The sequence below is a fragment of the Streptomyces sp. NPDC006385 genome (assembly GCF_040612485.1).
Classification (GTDB): domain Bacteria; phylum Actinomycetota; class Actinomycetes; order Streptomycetales; family Streptomycetaceae; genus Streptomyces.
In genome coordinates, this window is the sequence record NZ_JBEXQG010000005.1 from 25469 (window position 1) to 42203 (window position 16735).

12 protein-coding genes are annotated in these 16735 nt (G+C 71.7%); 8 read left to right on the forward strand and 4 right to left on the reverse strand.

The window, feature by feature from the left end; genetic code table 11:
- Positions 1 to 9: 9 nt before the first annotated feature.
- The 4 genes from ABZ078_RS05095 to ABZ078_RS05110 all read right to left on the reverse strand — a co-directional run bounded on the left by ABZ078_RS05095 (position 10) and on the right by ABZ078_RS05110 (position 5823).
- Positions 10 to 660 carry a spherulation-specific family 4 protein gene (locus ABZ078_RS05095; RefSeq protein ID WP_356571756.1) on the reverse strand — a complete coding sequence of 217 codons (651 nt, stop codon included), beginning with the start codon at positions 658 to 660 and terminating at the stop codon, positions 10 to 12.
- Positions 657 to 2186, reverse strand: coding sequence for a hypothetical protein (locus ABZ078_RS05100; protein ID WP_356571758.1), 1530 nt, complete (start codon positions 2184 to 2186; stop codon positions 657 to 659). The genes ABZ078_RS05095 and ABZ078_RS05100 overlap by 4 nt, the downstream gene beginning before the upstream one ends.
- Positions 2183 to 3706 carry a GT4 family glycosyltransferase PelF gene (pelF, locus tag ABZ078_RS05105; protein ID WP_356571760.1) on the reverse strand — a complete coding sequence of 508 codons (1524 nt, stop codon included), beginning with the start codon at positions 3704 to 3706 and terminating at the stop codon, positions 2183 to 2185. Before pelF ends, ABZ078_RS05100 begins: the two co-directional genes overlap by 4 nt.
- Before the next feature lie 98 nt (positions 3707 to 3804).
- A complete protein-coding gene (locus ABZ078_RS05110; protein ID WP_356571762.1) occupies positions 3805 to 5823 on the reverse strand; it encodes a hypothetical protein in 2019 nt (672 codons plus the stop codon).
- A gap of 100 nt (positions 5824 to 5923) precedes the next feature.
- Between ABZ078_RS05110 and ABZ078_RS05115 the strand changes: the two genes are divergently transcribed.
- The 8 genes from ABZ078_RS05115 to ABZ078_RS05150 all read left to right on the forward strand — a co-directional run bounded on the left by ABZ078_RS05115 (position 5924) and on the right by ABZ078_RS05150 (position 16725).
- Positions 5924 to 6049, forward strand: coding sequence for a hypothetical protein (locus ABZ078_RS05115; RefSeq protein WP_356571764.1), 126 nt, complete (start codon positions 5924 to 5926; stop codon positions 6047 to 6049).
- Positions 6050 to 6212: 163 nt separating this feature from the next.
- Positions 6213 to 7748, forward strand: a complete 1536-nt coding sequence (locus ABZ078_RS05120) for a leucyl aminopeptidase (RefSeq protein WP_356571766.1) — start codon at positions 6213 to 6215, stop codon at positions 7746 to 7748.
- Between the two features lie 242 nt (positions 7749 to 7990).
- The gene (gene lpdA, locus ABZ078_RS05125; RefSeq protein ID WP_356571768.1) at positions 7991 to 9379 is read left to right on the forward strand and encodes a dihydrolipoyl dehydrogenase; all 1389 of its coding nucleotides are present in this window, start codon (positions 7991 to 7993) and stop codon (positions 9377 to 9379) included.
- Positions 9380 to 9441: 62 nt separating this feature from the next.
- Positions 9442 to 11268 (forward strand): 2-oxoglutarate dehydrogenase, E2 component, dihydrolipoamide succinyltransferase, encoded by a 1827-nt coding sequence (sucB, locus tag ABZ078_RS05130; RefSeq protein ID WP_356571770.1) that lies wholly within the window; start codon positions 9442 to 9444, stop codon positions 11266 to 11268.
- A gap of 195 nt (positions 11269 to 11463) precedes the next feature.
- The gene (locus tag ABZ078_RS05135; RefSeq protein WP_356571772.1) at positions 11464 to 12093 is read left to right on the forward strand and encodes a GntR family transcriptional regulator; all 630 of its coding nucleotides are present in this window, start codon (positions 11464 to 11466) and stop codon (positions 12091 to 12093) included.
- A 263-nt stretch (positions 12094 to 12356) separates the two neighbouring features.
- A complete protein-coding gene (gene aceE / locus ABZ078_RS05140) occupies positions 12357 to 15059 on the forward strand; it encodes a pyruvate dehydrogenase (acetyl-transferring), homodimeric type (protein WP_356571774.1) in 2703 nt (900 codons plus the stop codon).
- 110 nt (positions 15060 to 15169) lie between these two features.
- The gene (locus ABZ078_RS05145) at positions 15170 to 16207 is read left to right on the forward strand and encodes a YafY family protein (protein ID WP_356571776.1); all 1038 of its coding nucleotides are present in this window, start codon (positions 15170 to 15172) and stop codon (positions 16205 to 16207) included.
- Positions 16207 to 16725 carry a DUF4240 domain-containing protein gene (locus ABZ078_RS05150; protein WP_356572086.1) on the forward strand — a complete coding sequence of 173 codons (519 nt, stop codon included), beginning with the start codon at positions 16207 to 16209 and terminating at the stop codon, positions 16723 to 16725. The genes ABZ078_RS05145 and ABZ078_RS05150 overlap by 1 nt, the downstream gene beginning before the upstream one ends.
- Positions 16726 to 16735: the final 10 nt, after the last annotated feature.

Genomic DNA, 16735 nt, shown 5'->3' on the forward strand with positions numbered 1-16735 from the left:
CACGGCACTTCAGCGACCGGACCCCAGCGCGTACGGCAACGTCCCCCACGGGTGATCACCCGTACCCGGCACCGCGCAGTGGACCGTGGCCCCGCGGGCGCGCGCCAGGTCCGTCAGGTCGACGTCGGCCGGGACGCCGTACACGAGGTGGCACAGCCGCGCCCCGGTGCCACCCCGCCACCGCTGCGGGCCGAGTCGGGTGTACGACGTCCAGGTGCCCTCGAAGGTGACCAGGACGTCGGCGATCCTGGCGTACGACGGGTGGGGTGCCGTGCCGTGGTTCAGCGCGAGCGTGCCGTAACCGGCGGTCCAGGCCGCGGTCGCGAGCCGCTGGTAGTACCCGAACTCCTCGCGGCCGGCGGCGACCTGGTCCAGGAAGACGCCGTCCGTGCCGTACCAGTCGCGGTGCCGGGTGAGGTCGCGTACGACGTCGGCGTGCGGTCGGCGGCCGTAGTCGGTGTCGGCGTAGCCGAGCACCCGCGCGGCCGCCGCCCGCAGTCGGGCCGCGACCTCGGCGAACGCCGGGTCGGGCGTCTCGCCGGGGCCGCTGGCCGGGTTCAGTACGACGCCGTAGAGGCGGGGCGCGGCCGCGATGATCGCGTCCCATTCGGCGGGGCGGACCGACGGATGCTCGTAGTACGGGATCAGCAGCTCGCTCATCGGTGGGCGGTCACTCTCCCCAGCAGGGCGCAGACCAGCGTGGCCTGAGCGATCGCCGCCGCCCCGTGGAGGATCAGGCCGATCCAGTGCGGGCTGCCCGCGTGTGTCACCAGGGCCACCGTCTGGGCGAGGGCGGCCGCGCAGCAGATCATCGCCGCGCTGAGCACCGCGCCGAACGACTGGAGCAGCAGGCCCGTCCACAGGACCACGCCCAGCAGGAGCAGTCCGGCGAGGCGGACGCCGGTGATGCCCGGGGCGTGCGGCCACAGCGCGGAGATGGCGAGGCTGAGCGCGAGGAGGGCGGCCAGGTAGGCGGAGAGGCACTCCGCGACCGTGAGCACCGTCGTCCGCCAGAACGCCTTGGGCGTGCTGCTGGAGCGCAGGCCCGCCAGGCTGCCGCTGCGGAAGCGGTACAGCAGCCATTCGGCGGGGCCCATGCTGAGGGTGAGGGCGACGGCGGCGGGCGCGGCGACCGCGCCGGTCCCCTCCTCCGCGAGGGCGTCGCCGAGGGCCGCGTACAGCACGAGCACGCCGCTGCCCAGGCCGAACAGGGCGTACGGGAGGGAGCCGGTCAGGCCGGGGGACGCGGGGCGGTGCGCGTCCGGGGCGGTGCCGTACGCGCCGAAGGGCAGGAGGGCGGTGAGACCGGCGGTCCAGCCGCCCTCCCCCAGCTCCCGCACAGCGGGCGCCACTTCGCGGAAGGCGAGCACCGCCACCGCGAGCAGCGAGCCCAGCAGCACGGCGAGTCTCGCCGGGTCGGAGACGGGCTGCGCCACGGCGAACACCGCTGCCGCCGCCATCGGCAGCAGGGCCGCCAGCAGGGCGCGCTCGCGCCCCATGACCAGCAGGACCGTGGCCGCGCCGAGGTAGCAGGACTGCCCGGCGGCGAAGGCGACCCCGGCCGGGTGGGGCGTGGCCGCCGTCGCCGCCACGGCCAGGGCGACCAGGGCGCCGAGCAGCACGCCGGCCGGAGTGCCGAGGAGCAGCGAGCGGCGGGCCGCGCTCCGGTCGCCGAGCCCGAGCCATGAGTACGCCCGGTGGGCCAGGCCCTGGTTCCAGGTCCAGCCGACCAGGGCGCCGGCCAGCAGCGGGACCGTGCCCGCGGGGAGACCGAAGTCGTCCGTCGGTCCGGCGAGCAGGGGGGCGCCGAGGACGTAGCCGAGGCCGGGGAGGGCGAAGACGACGCCTCTGAGGAGGCAGCCCAGCAGGCCCACCTGCCAGGGGTCGTGGACCGGCCCCTCCGGCTCGGGGTAGCGGCGCTCGGCCCGCTCGTACAGCTCCTCGGCGAGCGCGAAGGAGTCCTTGACGCCGTAGCGCTCGCGTATCTGGTCGTCCGACAGCCCGTCGGACTCCAGGAGCGCGGCGATCTCGTCGGGGTGGACGGCGGCGGTGATGAAGTCGTCGAGGCGGTCGGCGAGTTCGTCGATGGGGTCGGGGGCCGCCCAGCTCGGCTTGGCGCGCTGACGCGGGATGGCGGGCAGGGTGTCGGGGCGGGAGCCGGGCGGCATCCAGAGGCTTCCGCTCACCAGCCGGTCCCGTCCGTCGCGACCTTCTCGTACCAGGGGCTGCGCAGTTCGAGGGTCCAGTCGGCGACCGTTTCGAGCGTCGGTTCGTACACCTCGGGGCCGCCCGCGAGCTCTTGATAAATCGTCCGGAAATTGTCTACGGAGCGGCGCAGCGTGAACCGGTCGATCACCCGCTGACGGGACAACTCGCCCAGATCGCGTCGCCGTTCGTCGTCGCGGAGCAGGGTCAGCGCGGCCGCCGCCATCTTCTCCGGCTCGCGCGGCGGGACCACCAGACCGGTGTCGCCGACGGCCTCGCGCACTCCCCCGACGTCCGTCGAGACCGTCGTACGGCCGCAGGACATGGCCTCGATGAGGGAGAACGGGAAGCCCTCGGAGATGGACGACAGCATCACGACGTGCCCGGCCGCGTAGGCACGCCAGACCTCGCTGATGCGGCCCTCGAAGGTCAGGCCGTCCGTCACGCCCAGCTCGGCGGCGAGCTTCTCCAGCTTGGTGCGGTACGCCTCGCCGCCGGGCGGGACCGGGCCGAACAGCCGCAGCCTGGTCTCCGGGAGCTCGGCGCGGACCATGGCGTAGGCCCGCAGCAGGGTCTCCAGGTCCTTGATGGGGTCGACGCGGCCGCACCAGGTGAGGGTGGGGATCTCCGGCTCGGGGCCGGCGTGCGGGAAGGCGTGCGGGTCGACGCCGTTGTAGACGGTGCGGATCTTGTCGGCGTCGGCGCCGCCGCGTTCCTCCCAGCGGCGGTTGTACTGGTTGCAGGGGGTGATCAGGTCGGCCGTCCGGTAGCCGTGCGAGTTCAGCTCCCGGTAGAAGCCGAGCATGAACGCCTTCACGGGCCAGCGCTGGGCGTCGCTGCGGTAGCCGAGGTAGCGTTCGCGCAGGTAGATGCCGTGCTCGGTGAGGAGGAACGGCACGCCGTCCAGCCGGCGGGCGGCGAGGGCCGGGAGGGTGGCGAGGCCGCTGCTGACGGCGTGGGCGACGCAGTCCTCGGGGATGCGGGTCCCGAGGGGGCGCAGGGCGTGTTCCAGCAGGTCGGTCGCGGTCAGGGCGTCGTGGACGGTCGGCCGGGCGGCCGCGGTCGGCAGATGCGGCATCGTCCATATCCACATCAGCGAGCGCAGCGCCGACTCGGTGCGCAGGGCCGCCGACAGACGTCCGTCACGGGCGAGTACGGCCAGCTCGTCCAGGGCCTCGCCGAAGTCGCAGGGGGCCTCGGGGTCGAGGAAGGACAGCAGGAAACGCTCGTAGGAGTCGGTGAAACGACGACGGGCCCGGCCGTACGGCGCTCGTCCGCGCCCCGGACGCGGGCCCCAGGTCGGTACGGAGGTGTGCCGGTAGACGTTCGGCGGCAGCTCCCAGGTCACGGGTTCGCGGCCGGTGCCGGTGAGCGAGACGAGGTGGAAGTCGACCTCCGGCATGCCCTTGACGAGCTGGTCGCACCAGGTGCTGACCCCGCCGTGGACATGCGGATAGGTGCCTTCGGTGAGCATGGTGACATGACGGCCGGTGCGCATCATGGGAGTTCCCCCCTGTGGAACAGAGTGTGGTGCTACGGCCCGAAAACGCACCCCGGCCGGCGGTCGTGAGGCGACCGGGGCGCGCGCCTGGCGCTGTGCTACGACGGCAGCTTCAGCTGGAGAGCGGACTGCAGCGTTCCCGGCGTGGTCCAGGCCGAGCGCTCTCCCGCGTACGGCGTCCCGAACGCGGTGGTGCCGATGAGGAGTTGTTGGACGGTCCCTTCCGGTGCGGTCACCGGGATCCGGGTCCCGGACGGGGCGGTGACGGTGACGGCGCTGCCGATGCGGTACGCCGTGACGGAGCCGTTCGCGAGAGCGCGCTGCCAGGCGGCGCGGCGCTGGAGTTCGGTGCCGATGGCGTTCTGGGAGACGTTCTGCACCGGGGTGTTGTCGGCGAAGAGGGCCTCGTAGTCGGCGAGCACCTTGTCCAGGACGGGGTACAGCGTCCGGTCCTCGGCCAGGTTGGACTGGTGGACGTAGTGCGGGCGCGGGTCGCCCGAGACCACGTGTCCGAGAGCGGTGCGGGCCTCCTGCGGGACGATGTGCTCGTCGTAGCCGGTGGCGGTGTCCAGCGGTTCGGCCAGGCAGGTGGAGGCGGGGTTGGTCTCGCAGACGCCGCTGCCGCCGTCGGCCCTGGAGGTGTAGATCCAGTTGTACTCGTCGGCCATCTCCTCCTCGGTACCCACGTTGTAGTACACGTTCATCGGGTGCCGGGGGACGGTCAGCGCGGCGCCGACCGCACGCTGGGCGGGGTCACGGGAGTTGTCCGAGGCGATCCACTTGACGCCGCTGTCGGCGAGGGCGCCGGCCAGGTGGGGGTTGTCGTCGGGCTGCTGCGGCAGGGTCTTCAGGCCCGAGTGCTCGCCGGTCACGAGTTCCGTGCGGTCGAGCGGGAGCCCCTTGGTGACGCCCCAGTTGTGGTTGTCGCGGATCTGCGCCGCGATGTCCGCGCGGCTCATGTACCGCGTCGAGCCGTCGGCGTTCTTGGCGCACCTCCACGGGACGGTCGAGGTGTCCTGCTCACAGCCGAGGAACGGGTGCGTGTAGGTGTGGTTGATCCAGCGGTACTCGGCCCGGTCGGCGAGCAGCCGGTCGGTGAGGGCGTCGGTGCCGCCGTGCTCGTTCTTCCACGCCTCGCCGGAGCCGGCGTTGTAGACCATGTCGAGCGTGAACCCGCGCTCGCGCTGCCACCGCGCGGCGTACACCGCGTCCTCGGCCGTCATGCGGATCGGCGTGGTCCCCTCGCCGTCACCGCCCACGCAGTCGAAGTCGCCGGGGGTGCAGTTGCGTTCGGTGTCCCAGCGGCTGTCGGACGCGAACACGTCGTCGACGTGCACCGCGAAATAGTTGCGTGTCTGCCCCAGGTGGACGCCCTGGGTCAGCCATTCGACGATGCCGCGGGCGAGCACCCGGAAGTGCTGCTGGTGCTGGTTGTAGGCGAAGGTCACCACCAGCTCGCGGCGCCCGTCGTGCCGGTACTCGCCGACCAGGCTGCCGCGCCCGGAGCCGGCGGGCACGGGGAGGTCGACATAGCTGGTGAAGCCGGTGCGGGGCCTGGCGACGTAGCCGTAGCTCTCCAGGACGGAAGCGTCGTTGTCCTCGAAGGTGAGGGCGCCGTCGAGATAGCCGAAGTACCCCGCCCTGCCCGCCGCGGTGACGGACGCCTCGCGCCCGTCGAGGCCGCCGGCCCAGCCGCCCTCGCTCGTGTAGTCGAGACCGACGCCCGGGTGGGCCCAGGTGTAGGCGTCGACCTGCGGGATGCCGTAGGTCCGCTCGTAGTTCTCCAGCGCGGTCTGCTCGGCGGAGCCCGCCCCGAAGGGGGTCTCGTCGGGCACGACCACCCCCTGGTACTTGGCCCGGGGCCTGCCGTTCACCGTGTCGCTGAGGAACGCGGCCGTGATGGTCGGGCGGTCCGCGTCGTTCAGGTCGACGGTGGTGTACGGGATGCCGGTGCTCCTGAGTTGGGCGGTGACGGCCTCGACGGGGCTGTCGCCGTTGTCCACGACCAGCACCCTGAGATCGATGCGCGGTTCCTCGGCGGCCGCGGCTCGCGGGGCCGAGAGCCCCAGGGCCAGCAGGCCCGTCGCCGTCAGGGCGGCGACGGTGTTTCTGCGCATGGTCCAGCGCATGGTCCATCTGTGCGCACTGTGCGCCATTGAGCGTCCCTTCCCCCCAGAAGATCCCTCCGCGCCCCTGTGACGGATCGGCGGAGGATTCGTGGAAATCATGCAAAGCGGCAAGCTGATCGCTCACCGGAACCACACGAGTGTGACTCAGCTCACCGAGGCCGAGGATCAAGAAATGACCGGCACGCCACCGACAGGTGAACACCCGCAGGAATGAGCGAACGCTCACACGAGCGTAGGCTCATCCCCGTGTTCGCCGTACCGGGGAAGGCCCCGTTGACACCGCACCCGTAGGTCGGAAACCAGGGTCGGCCGTCGGGCCCGGTCGACCCACACCATTCGGCCATGCAACTTCACATCGGAAGCGAGATTTCACCACCGTGACTGCTCTCACTCTCAGCACCGCCGCGGCGCCCGGCCTGCGGGCCGACGCGATCGTGATCGGTGTCGCCAAGGGCGCCAAGGGACCGGTCGTGGCGCCGGGCGCCGAGGCCGTGGACAAGGCGTACGACGGCAAGCTCGCCGGCGTCCTGGAGACCCTCGGTGCCTCCGGCGCCGAGGGCGAGGTGACGAAGCTCCCCGCCCCCGCCGGCTTCAAGGCCCCGCTCGTGGTGGCGGTCGGCCTGGGCGCAGAGCCCGACAAGGACGCCGACTACGACGGCGAGGCGCTGCGCAAGGCCGCCGGCGCCGCCGCCCGCTCCCTCGCCGGCTCCAAGAAGGCCGCCTTCGCCCTGCCGCTCGCGGACGCCGCCGACATCGGCGCGATCGCGGAGGGCGCGCTGCTCGGGGCGTACTCCTTCGACGTCTACAAGGAGTCGAAGGGGACCGGCGGCAACGCCAAGGCCAAGAACGGCAAGGCGCCGCTCGCCGAGGTCGCCCTGCTCGGCGGCAAGCCCCGCGACAAGGAGCACAAGGCGGCGATCGAGCGCGCGAGCGCCGTCTGCGAGGAGCTCAACCGCGCCCGCGACCTGATCAACATGCCGCCGAACGACCTCAACCCGGCGTCGTTCGCCGCCGAGGCCCAGCAGGCGGCCAAGGAGCACGGCATCAAGGTGCAGGTGCTCGACGAGAAGGCCCTGACCAAGGGCGGCTACGGCGGAATCCTGGGCGTCGGGGGCGGCTCGACGTCGGCTCCGCGGCTGGTCAAGCTGTCGTACACCCACTCCAAGGCGAGCAAGCACCTCGCGTTCGTCGGCAAGGGCATCACCTACGACTCGGGCGGCATCTCCCTGAAGCCGGCCGGGCACAACGAGACGATGAAGTGCGACATGAGCGGTGCGGCGGCGGTCTTCGCCGCGGTGGTCGCCGCCGCGCGCCTCGGTCTGGAGGTGAACGTCACCGGGTGGCTGGCGCTCGCCGAGAACATGCCGTCGGGCTCCGCCGTGCGCCCGGGTGACGTGCTGCGGATGTACAGCGGCAAGACGGTGGAGGTGCTCAACACCGACGCCGAGGGGCGGCTGGTGCTCGCCGACGCGCTGTGGGCGGCGTCGCAGGAGAAGCCGGACGCGATCGTGGACGTGGCGACCCTGACCGGGGCGATGGTGCTGGCGCTGGGCAACCGGACGTTCGGTGTGATGGCCAACGACGACGCGTTCCGCTCCGCGGTGGTGGAAGCGGCGGAGGAGGTCGGCGAGCCGTCCTGGCCGATGCCGCTGCCCGAGCATCTGCGCAAGGGGATGGACTCGCCCACCGCGGACATCGCCAACATGGGTGAGCGGATGGGCGGGGGCCTGGTCGCGGGCCTGTTCCTGCGGGAGTTCGTGGGCGAGGGGATCACGTGGGCGCACCTGGACATCGCGGGGCCCGCGTTCAACGAGGGTGGGCCCTTCGGATACACGCCCAAGGGTGGTACGGGGTCCGCTGTGCGGACGCTGGTGCGGCTGGCCGAACTGACGGCTTCCGGCGACCTGGGCTGATGCTGTTCTGAAGGAGGGGGCTCCGCACGCGGGTAGGGCGGAGCCCCCTCTTCCCTGCGCGCTCAACTGAACGTGCTACGTCTCACACACCGGCCCGGCGTCTCGTTCGGTGTGGACAAGTGCGAAGATGGGGCTCGGCAGGACAGGGCCCCACCGAAGGGCCGAAGAACGAGCGGCCGGACACCAGCCGCCTGTCGGTCATGGACGACCGGCGCACGGCGCACATGCATGGAGGACGTGACGTGGCGAACGACGCCAGCACCGTTTTCGACCTAGTGATCCTCGGCGGTGGTAGCGGTGGTTACGCCGCGGCCCTGCGCGGGGCGCAGCTGGGCCTGGACGTCGCCCTGATCGAGAAGGACAAGGTCGGCGGCACCTGCCTGCACCGGGGTTGCATCCCCACCAAGGCCCTGCTGCACGCGGGCGAGATCGCCGACCAGGCCCGCGAGAGCGAGCAGTTCGGTGTGAAGGCCAGCTTCGAGGGCATCGACATCGCCGGGGTCCACAAGTACAAGGACGGTGTGATCGCCGGCCTCTACAAGGGCCTGCAGGGCCTCGTCGCCTCCCGCAAGGTGACGTACATCGAGGGTGAGGGCCGCCTGTCCTCCCCGACCTCCGTCGACGTCAACGGTCAGCGCGTCCAGGGCCGCCACGTGCTGCTGGCGACCGGCTCCGTGCCGAAGTCGCTGCCGGGCCTGGAGATCGACGGCAACCGCATCATCTCCTCCGACCACGCCCTCGTCCTGGACCGCGTGCCGAAGTCCGCGATCATCCTGGGCGGCGGTGTCATCGGCGTCGAGTTCGCCTCCGCGTGGAAGTCCTTCGGCTCGGACGTCACCGTGATCGAGGGCCTGAAGCACCTCGTCCCGGTCGAGGACGAGAACAGCTCGAAGCTTCTCGAGCGCGCGTTCCGCAAGCGCGGCATCAAGTTCAACCTGGGCACCTTCTTCCAGAAGGCCGAGTACACCGCCGACGGCGTCAAGGTCACCCTCGCCGACGGCAAGGAGTTCGAGGCCGAGGTGCTGCTGGTCGCCGTCGGCCGCGGCCCCGTCTCCGCCGGGCTCGGCTACGAGGAGCAGGGCGTCGCGATGGACCGCGGCTACGTCCTGGTCGACGAGTACATGCGCACCAACGTCCCGACCGTCTCCGCCGTCGGTGACCTCGTCCCGACGCTCCAGCTCGCGCACGTCGGCTTCGCCGAGGGCATCCTGGTGGCGGAGCGGCTCGCCGGTCTGAAGGTCGTCCCGATCGACTACGACGGTGTCCCCCGTGTGACGTACTGCCACCCGGAGGTCGCCTCCGTCGGCATCACCGAGGCCAAGGCCAAGGAGATCTACGGCGCGGACAAGGTCGTCGCCCTGAAGTACAACCTGGCCGGCAACGGCAAGAGCAAGATCCTGAACACCGCGGGCGAGATCAAGCTCGTCCAGGTGAAGGACGGTGCGGTGGTCGGCGTCCACATGGTCGGCGACCGCATGGGCGAGCAGGTCGGCGAGGCCCAGCTGATCTACAACTGGGAGGCGCTGCCGGCCGAGGTCGCCCAGCTCATCCACGCCCACCCGACGCAGAACGAGGCGCTCGGCGAGGCCCACCTGGCCCTGGCCGGCAAGCCCCTTCACTCGCACGACTGATCCCTCGGTCGACGAAGCGACGACACAGACTTCCGCACTTTCCGTAAGGAGCAACCGAAACCATGGCGGTTTCCGTAACCCTTCCGGCGCTCGGCGAGAGCGTCACCGAGGGCACTGTCACCCGCTGGCTGAAGGCCGAGGGCGAGCGCGTCGAGGCCGACGAGCCGCTGCTCGAGGTGTCCACCGACAAGGTCGACACCGAGATCCCCTCGCCCGCCGCCGGCGTCCTGGCCTCCATCAAGGTCGCCGAGGACGAGACCGTTGAGGTCGGCGCCGAGCTGGCCGTCATCGACGACGGCACGGGCGCGCCCGCGGCCGCCCCGGCCCCGGCCGTCGAGGACGTGGCCCCGCCGGCTCCCGAGCCGGCCCCGGCCGCCCAGCCGTCCACCGAGCAGGCCGCCCCGGCTCCGGCGCCCACCGCCGAGGCCGCGGCCGGCGGCGGCTCCGCCGAGGGCACGGACGTGGTCCTGCCCGCGCTCGGCGAGTCCGTCACCGAGGGCACCGTCACCCGCTGGCTGAAGTCGGTCGGTGACAGCGTCGAGGCCGACGAGCCGCTGCTGGAGGTGTCGACGGACAAGGTCGACACCGAGATCCCCGCCCCCACCTCCGGCACGCTGCTGGAGATCGTGGTCGGCGAGGACGAGACGGCCGAGATCGGCGCCAAGCTGGCCGTCATCGGCGTCGCGGGCGCCGCTCCGGCGGCCGCCCCGGCTCCGGCGGCTCCGGCTCCCGCCGCCGAGGCCCCGGCTCCGGCCGCGCCCGCGGCCCCCGCCGCCCCCGCCGCTCCGGCTCCGGCCCCCGCCGCTCCGGCGGCGCCCGCCGCTGCCGCTCCGGCTCCGGCTCCGGCCGCCCCGGCGGCTCCGGCTCCCGCGCCGACTCCGGTCACCCCGGCGGCTCCGGTCACCCCGGCTCCGGCCGCTCCGGCCGCGGCCCAGGCGACCGACGAGGGCGCCTACGTCACCCCGCTGGTGCGCAAGCTCGCCGCCGAGAACGGCGTCGACCTGGCCACCGTCAAGGGCACCGGCGTCGGCGGCCGTATCCGCAAGCAGGACGTCGTCGCCGCCGCCGAGGCCGCGAAGGCCGCCGCCGCCGCTCCGGCCCCGGCTCCGGCCGCTGCCGCCGCCGCTCCGGCCGCCGCGAAGAAGGCTCCCGCGCTGGAGGTCTCCCCCCTCCGCGGCCAGACCGTCAAGATGCCGCGCATCCGCAAGGTCATCGGCGACAACATGGTCAAGGCGCTGCACGAGCAGGCGCAGCTGTCCTCGGTGGTCGAGGTCGACGTCACCAAGCTGATGCGCCTGCGCGCCCAGGCGAAGGACTCCTTCGCCGCCCGCGAGGGCGTCAAGCTCTCCCCGATGCCGTTCTTCGTCAAGGCCGCCGCGCAGGCGCTGAAGGCCCACCCGGTCATCAACGCCAAGATCAACGAGGCCGAGGGGACCATCACCTACTTCGACACCGAGAACGTCGGTATCGCGGTGGACTCCGAGAAGGGCCTGATGACCCCGGTCATCAAGAACGCCGGCGACCTCAACATCGCCGGTATCGCCAAGGCCACGGCGGAGCTGGCCGGCAAGGTCCGCGCCAACAAGATCACCCCGGACGAGCTGTCCGGCGCGACCTTCACCATCTCCAACACCGGTTCGCGTGGTGCGCTGTTCGACACGATCATCGTGCCGCCGGGCCAGGTCGCGATCCTCGGCATCGGTGCCACGGTCAAGCGCCCGGCCGTCATCGAGACGGAGGAGGGCACGGTCATCGGCGTCCGCGACATGACGTACCTGACCCTGTCCTACGACCACCGCCTGGTGGACGGCGCCGACGCGGCCCGTTACCTGACGGCGGTCAAGGCCATCCTGGAGGCGGGCGAGTTCGAGGTCGAGCTCGGTCTGTAACGCCCTTCGCGGGTACGGCTGTACGGTGCCCCCGTCCGGAATTCTCCGGGCGGGGGCACCGCCGTGTGCGCGTGTAAGTCTCGTCTCACCTGCGCGAAAGCGCCCCCGTGCGCCCTTCCCGCGCGGCGTCCCGGCCGTATTGTCTAAACGTCAAAACGCCCCGGGGGCCTGTGGGCCCCTCCCTAAGGAGCCCTCATGACCGCGCCCGTCATCCACTCGCTGCGCGAACAGATCCGCGAGCACATCCTGGAAGGGATCATCAGCGGGCGCTGGCAGCCGGGCGAGCGGATCGTGGAGCGGCGGATCGCCACCGAGCTGGAGGTCAGCCAGACACCGGTGCGGGAGGCGCTGCGCGAGCTGGAGTCGCTGCGGCTGATCGAGTCCGCGCCCAACAAGGGCGTACGGGTGCGGAGTCTGACCGCGGCCGATCTGGAGGAGAGCTACCCGGTCCGGGCCGGTCTGGAGGCCATCGCCGCGGAGCTCGCGGCCGACCGCCTCGCGGAGGACTGCTCCGCCCTGGAACCGCATGTCGCCGCCCTGTACGAGGCCGACCGCAAGTCCGACGGCACGGCCCAGGTGCGGCACACGGTCGCCTTCCACCGCGAGATGGTGCGGGCGGCGGGCAACTCGGTGCTGCTGCACACCTGGGAGGGCCTCGGCATCGAGGTGTTCACGGCCCTGTCCATCCGGTGGCTGGGGACGGTGCAGCAGTCGTACGCGGAGGAGCACGAGGAGCTGGTGGCCGCGTTCCAGCGCCGTGACCCGAGGATCGCCGAGCTCGTCAAGGCCCACGTCCTGGGCTGCGCCCCGCGCCACGAGTCCTGAGCGCGCTCCCGCTCAGACGTGCCCCCACCTGCGAAAACCTCTCGAAAGTGCGGCACCCCGTGCCTGCCCGAAAGGCACCCCGTGCCTATTTTCTCGTGATCAAGAGGTTTTCGCCCTCAACCCTTTGATCGATCATCGATCAGGGAGTTACAGTCGCCGACGGACCTCCACCGAGGTCTGCCAGCCCTGTCCTGCCAAAGACCAAGGGCACCCCCGAACCCTTACCGATGAGGGAACCCCCTTCGACTGAGGAAGGCGGCGACATGACCGACCCCAACGCCATCCAGCCGAGCGCGCTCGACCAGCTCCCCGACCGCGACCCGGAGGAGACCGCCGAATGGCAGGCCTCGCTGGACGCGGTCGCCAAGGCGGCCGGGCCGCACCGTGCCGCGTACCTGATGCGCCGCACGCTGGAGCGCGCCGAGGGCACCGGCATCGCGCTGCCCAAGCTCCTGGAGACCGACTACGTCAACACCATCCCGACCGCCGCCGAGCCGAGCGTGCCCGGTGACGAGGAGATGGAGCGCCGTATCACCGCGTGGAACCGCTGGAACGCGGCCGCGATGGTGACCCGGGGCAGCAAACACGGCGTCGGCGGGCACATCGCCACCTTCGCCTCCGCGGCCTGGCTCTACGAGACCGGCTTCAACCACTTCTTCAAGGGCAAGGAGGCCGACGGCTCGGGCGACCAGCTCTACATCCAGGGCCACGCCTCCCCCGGCATCTACGCCCGTGCCTTCCTCGACGGCCGCCTGAACGAGACGCACCTCGACAACTTCCGCCAGGAGGCCGGCGGCGACGGGCTCCCGTCGTACCCGCACCCGCGCCGCCTGCCCTGGCTGTGGGAGTTCCCGACGGTGTCCATGGGCCTCGGCCCGCTGTCGGCGATCTACCAGGCCCGCTTCAACCGCTATCTGACGGCGCGCGGCATCAAGGACGTCTCGAACTCCCACGTCTGGGCCTTCCTCGGCGACGGCGAGATGGACGAGCCCGAGTCCACGGCCGCGCTCGCCCTGGCCTCCCGTGAGGGCCTGGACAACCTGACCTTCGTCATCAACTGCAACCTGCAGCGCCTCGACGGCCCGGTCCGCGCCAACTTCAAGATCGTGCAGGAGCTGGAGGCCCAGTTCCGCGGCGCCGGCTGGAACGTCGTGAAGACCCTGTGGGGCACGGCGTGGGACGAGCTGTTCCAGCTCGACACCACCGGCGCGCTCGTACGACGGCTGCGCGAGGTACCGGACGCGCAGGTGCAGACGTACCAGACCCGCGACGCCGCCTACATCCGCGAGGACTTCTTCGGCAAGGACCCGGCGCTCGTCGAGATGGCGAAGCTGCTGAGCGACGACAAGATCCTGGAGTGCTTCCACCTCTCGCGCGGCGGTCACGAGGCGCGCAAGGTCTACGCCGCCTACAAGGCCGCCGTCGAGTTCAAGGGCGCGCCGACCGTGATCCTGGCCCAGACGGTCAAGGGCTTCACGCTGGGCGAGGGCTTCGCGTCGAAGAACGCCAACCACCAGATGAAGAAGCTGTCGGTGGACGAGTTCAAGGCGATGCGCGACCTGCTCGACCTGCCGATCAAGGACAGCGACTTCGTCGACGGGGTCGTCCCCTACGGCCACCCCGGCGCCGACTCCCCCGAGGTCCGCTACCTCCAGGAGCGCCGCGCGGCCCTCGGCGGCCCGGCCCCGGCCCGCCGCGTCCACCCGGTGGCGCCGCTGCCGGCCCCGGCGGAGAAGGCGTTCGCCTCCTTCGACAAGGGCTCCGGCTCCCAGAACGTGGCGACCACGATGGCCTTCGTCCGCCTGATCAAGGACCTCGTCCGCGACAAGGAGACGGGCAAGCGCTGGGTGCCGATCGTCCCGGACGAGGCGCGCACCTTCGGCATGGAGAGCCTCTTCCCGTCCCTCGGGATCTACTCCCCCAAGGGCCAGACGTACGAGCCGGTCGACCGCGACCAGCTGATGTACTACAAGGAGGCCGAGAACGGCCAGATCCTCAACGAGGGGATCACCGAGGCCGGTTCGATGGCCGACTTCATCGCCGCGTCGACGTCGTACGCGACGCACGGCGAGACCATGATCCCGTTCTACATCTTCTACTCGATGTTCGGCTGGCAGCGCACGGCCGACCAGATGTGGCAGCTCGGCGACCAGCTCGGCCGCGGCTTCCTCGTCGGCGCGACGGCGGGCCGTACGACGCTGACGGGCGAGGGCCTGCAGCACGCCGACGGCCACTCCCCCGTCATCGCGGCGACGAACCCGGCCGCGCTGACGTACGACCCGGCGTTCGCGTACGAGGTGGCGGCGATCGTCAAGGACGGTCTGCGCCGCATGTACGGCGAGGCGGCGCCGGACGAGGACCAGAACGTCTTCTACTACCTGACCGTCTACAACGAGCCGCTGCCGCAGCCCGCGAAGCCGCAGGGCCTCGGTGTCGACGAGGGCATCGTCAAGGGCCTGTACCGCTTCAACACGGCGGAGTCGGCGGAGCTGTCCCCGGCGGCGAACGCCCCGCGCATCCAGCTCCTCGGCTCCGGCACCGCGATCCACTGGGTGCTGGAGGCTCAGAAGCTGCTCGCCGAGGAGTGGGGCGTGGCGGCCGACGTCTGGTCGGCGACGTCCTGGACGGAGCTGCGCCGGGACGCGCTGGAGGCCGACGCTGCTCTGCTGCGCGGCGAGGAGCGGGTGCCGTACGTCCGCCAGGCGCTGCAGGGCGCCGAGGGACCGGTGCTGGCGGTCTCCGACTACATGCGCCAGGTTCCGGACCAGATCGCGCAGTGGGTCGAGCAGGACTACTCCTCGCTGGGTGCGGACGGCTTCGGCCTCTCCGACACCCGCGAGGCGGCCCGCCGCCACTTCGGCGTCGACGCCCAGTCGATCGTCGTCGCGGCCCTGGCCCAGCTCGCGAAGCGGGGCGAGGTCAAGGCGACGGCGGTGAAGGAAGCGCGCGAGAAGTACGGGCTGTAAAGGGCCCGAGGGCCGCAAAGGGCCGAGGGCTGTAAGAGGCTGACGGCCGGTGAAGGGGTACGGCGACTGCCGTACCCCTTCCTGTCAGTGGCGACCGGCATCATGAACGCATGCGCGCTGCCCGGCTCATCAAGATGGTGCTGCTCCTTCAGTCCCGGCCCTCCATGACCGCCGCCGAACTCGCCCGCGAGCTGGAGGTGTCCGAGCGCACGGTCACCCGGGACGCGCAGGCGCTGTCGGAGGCGGGGGTTCCGGTGTACGCCGACCGGGGGCGGGCCGGCGGGTACCGGCTCATCGGGGGCTATCGGACCCGGCTGACGGGCCTCGCCCGGAGCGAGGCCGAGGCCCTGTTCCTCAGTGGCGTCCCCGGGGCGCTGCGGGAGATGGGGCTGGAGGACGCCGCCTCCGCCGCCCGGCTGAAGGTGTCGGCGGCCCTTATGCCCTCCCTGCGCGACGCCTCCCGCACCGCCGCTCAGCGGTTCCACCTCGACGCGCCGAACTGGTTCAAGGAGCCGAAGACACCCGAGCTGCTGCCGGCCGTCGCCGATGCGGTGTGGGACGACCGGCGGATCGTCGCGCGGTACCGGCGCGGCGAGGGTGAGGTCGAGCGGGAACTGGAGCCGTACGGGCTCGTGCTGAAGGCGGGGGTCTGGTACCTGTGCGCCCGCGTGGCCGGGCAGGGTCACGGGTCGTACCGGGTGTACCGGATCGACCGGTTCACCGCCGTGGACGCCGGGGACGAACGCTTCGAGCGGGACGAGGAGTTCGATCTGCCGGGCTTCTGGGACGAGCGGGCCGAGCAGTTCGCGCGGTCCATCCTGCGGGCCGAGGTGGTGGTGCGGCTCTCCCCGGACGGGGCGCGCGCGTTGCCGTACGCCGTCGATCGGCGGTCCGCGCGGGAGGCGCTGGAGACGGCGGCCGGGGCGCCGGACGAGGACGGCTGGGTGACGGTGACGCTCCCGGTGGAGTCCGAGGAGGTCGCCCACGCCCAGCTCGCGGGGCTCGGGCCGGAGGTCGAGGTGCTGGCGCCGGAGAGTCTGCGGGAGCGGTTCACCGAGGACGCGATACGGCTGGCGGCACTGTACGGCAAAGATTCCGCCGCACTGAACGTGCGCCCCACCCGCACAGGGCCGATGCTGGACCCGTGATGGACGAGACGGAGTTCTGGGAGCTGATCGACGCAACCCGCGAGGCCGCCGAGGGCGACCCCGAGGAACAGGCTGACCTGCTCCTGGAGCGTCTGCTGGCACTGGAGCCGGAGATGGTCCTGGACTTCGCCCGTCACTTCGAGGCCCGCTACAACCGCGCGTACACCTGGGACCTCTGGGGTGCCGCCTGGGTCCTGCTGGACGGGGCCAGCGACGACGCGTTCGACTTCTTCCGGTGCTGGCTGATCGGCCAGGGCCGTGAGGTGTACGAGGGCGCGGTGCACGAGCCCGACTCGCTCGCCGAGCTGCTGGCCGACTTCGACGAGGAGTTCGACGGCGACGGCGAGGAGCTCGGCTACGCCGCGGACGAGGCCTACGAACAGCTCACCGGCACCGTCGCCCCCGACCTCGGCATCGCGCCCGCGCCCCGGGAACCGGCGGGCACGCCGCTGGACTTCGAGAACGAGCGGGCGCTGGCGGAGCGGCTGCCCAGGCTGTGGGAGCGGTTCAAGGACTGAGCCGGTAGGA

Coding starts and splice junctions, on each gene's coding strand:
- ABZ078_RS05095 (WP_356571756.1), bottom strand. CDS start 660: ATGAGCGAGCTGCTGATCCCGTACTACGAGCATCCGTCGGTCCGCCCC.
- pelF (WP_356571760.1), bottom strand. CDS start 3,706: ATGATGCGCACCGGCCGTCATGTCACCATGCTCACCGAAGGCACCTAT.
- ABZ078_RS05110 (WP_356571762.1), bottom strand. CDS start 5,823: ATGCGCAGAAACACCGTCGCCGCCCTGACGGCGACGGGCCTGCTGGCC.
- sucB (WP_356571770.1), top strand. CDS start 9,442: ATGGCGGTTTCCGTAACCCTTCCGGCGCTCGGCGAGAGCGTCACCGAG.
- ABZ078_RS05135 (WP_356571772.1), top strand. CDS start 11,464: ATGACCGCGCCCGTCATCCACTCGCTGCGCGAACAGATCCGCGAGCAC.
- aceE (WP_356571774.1), top strand. CDS start 12,357: ATGACCGACCCCAACGCCATCCAGCCGAGCGCGCTCGACCAGCTCCCC.
- ABZ078_RS05145 (WP_356571776.1), top strand. CDS start 15,170: ATGCGCGCTGCCCGGCTCATCAAGATGGTGCTGCTCCTTCAGTCCCGG.
- ABZ078_RS05150 (WP_356572086.1), top strand. CDS start 16,207: ATGGACGAGACGGAGTTCTGGGAGCTGATCGACGCAACCCGCGAGGCC.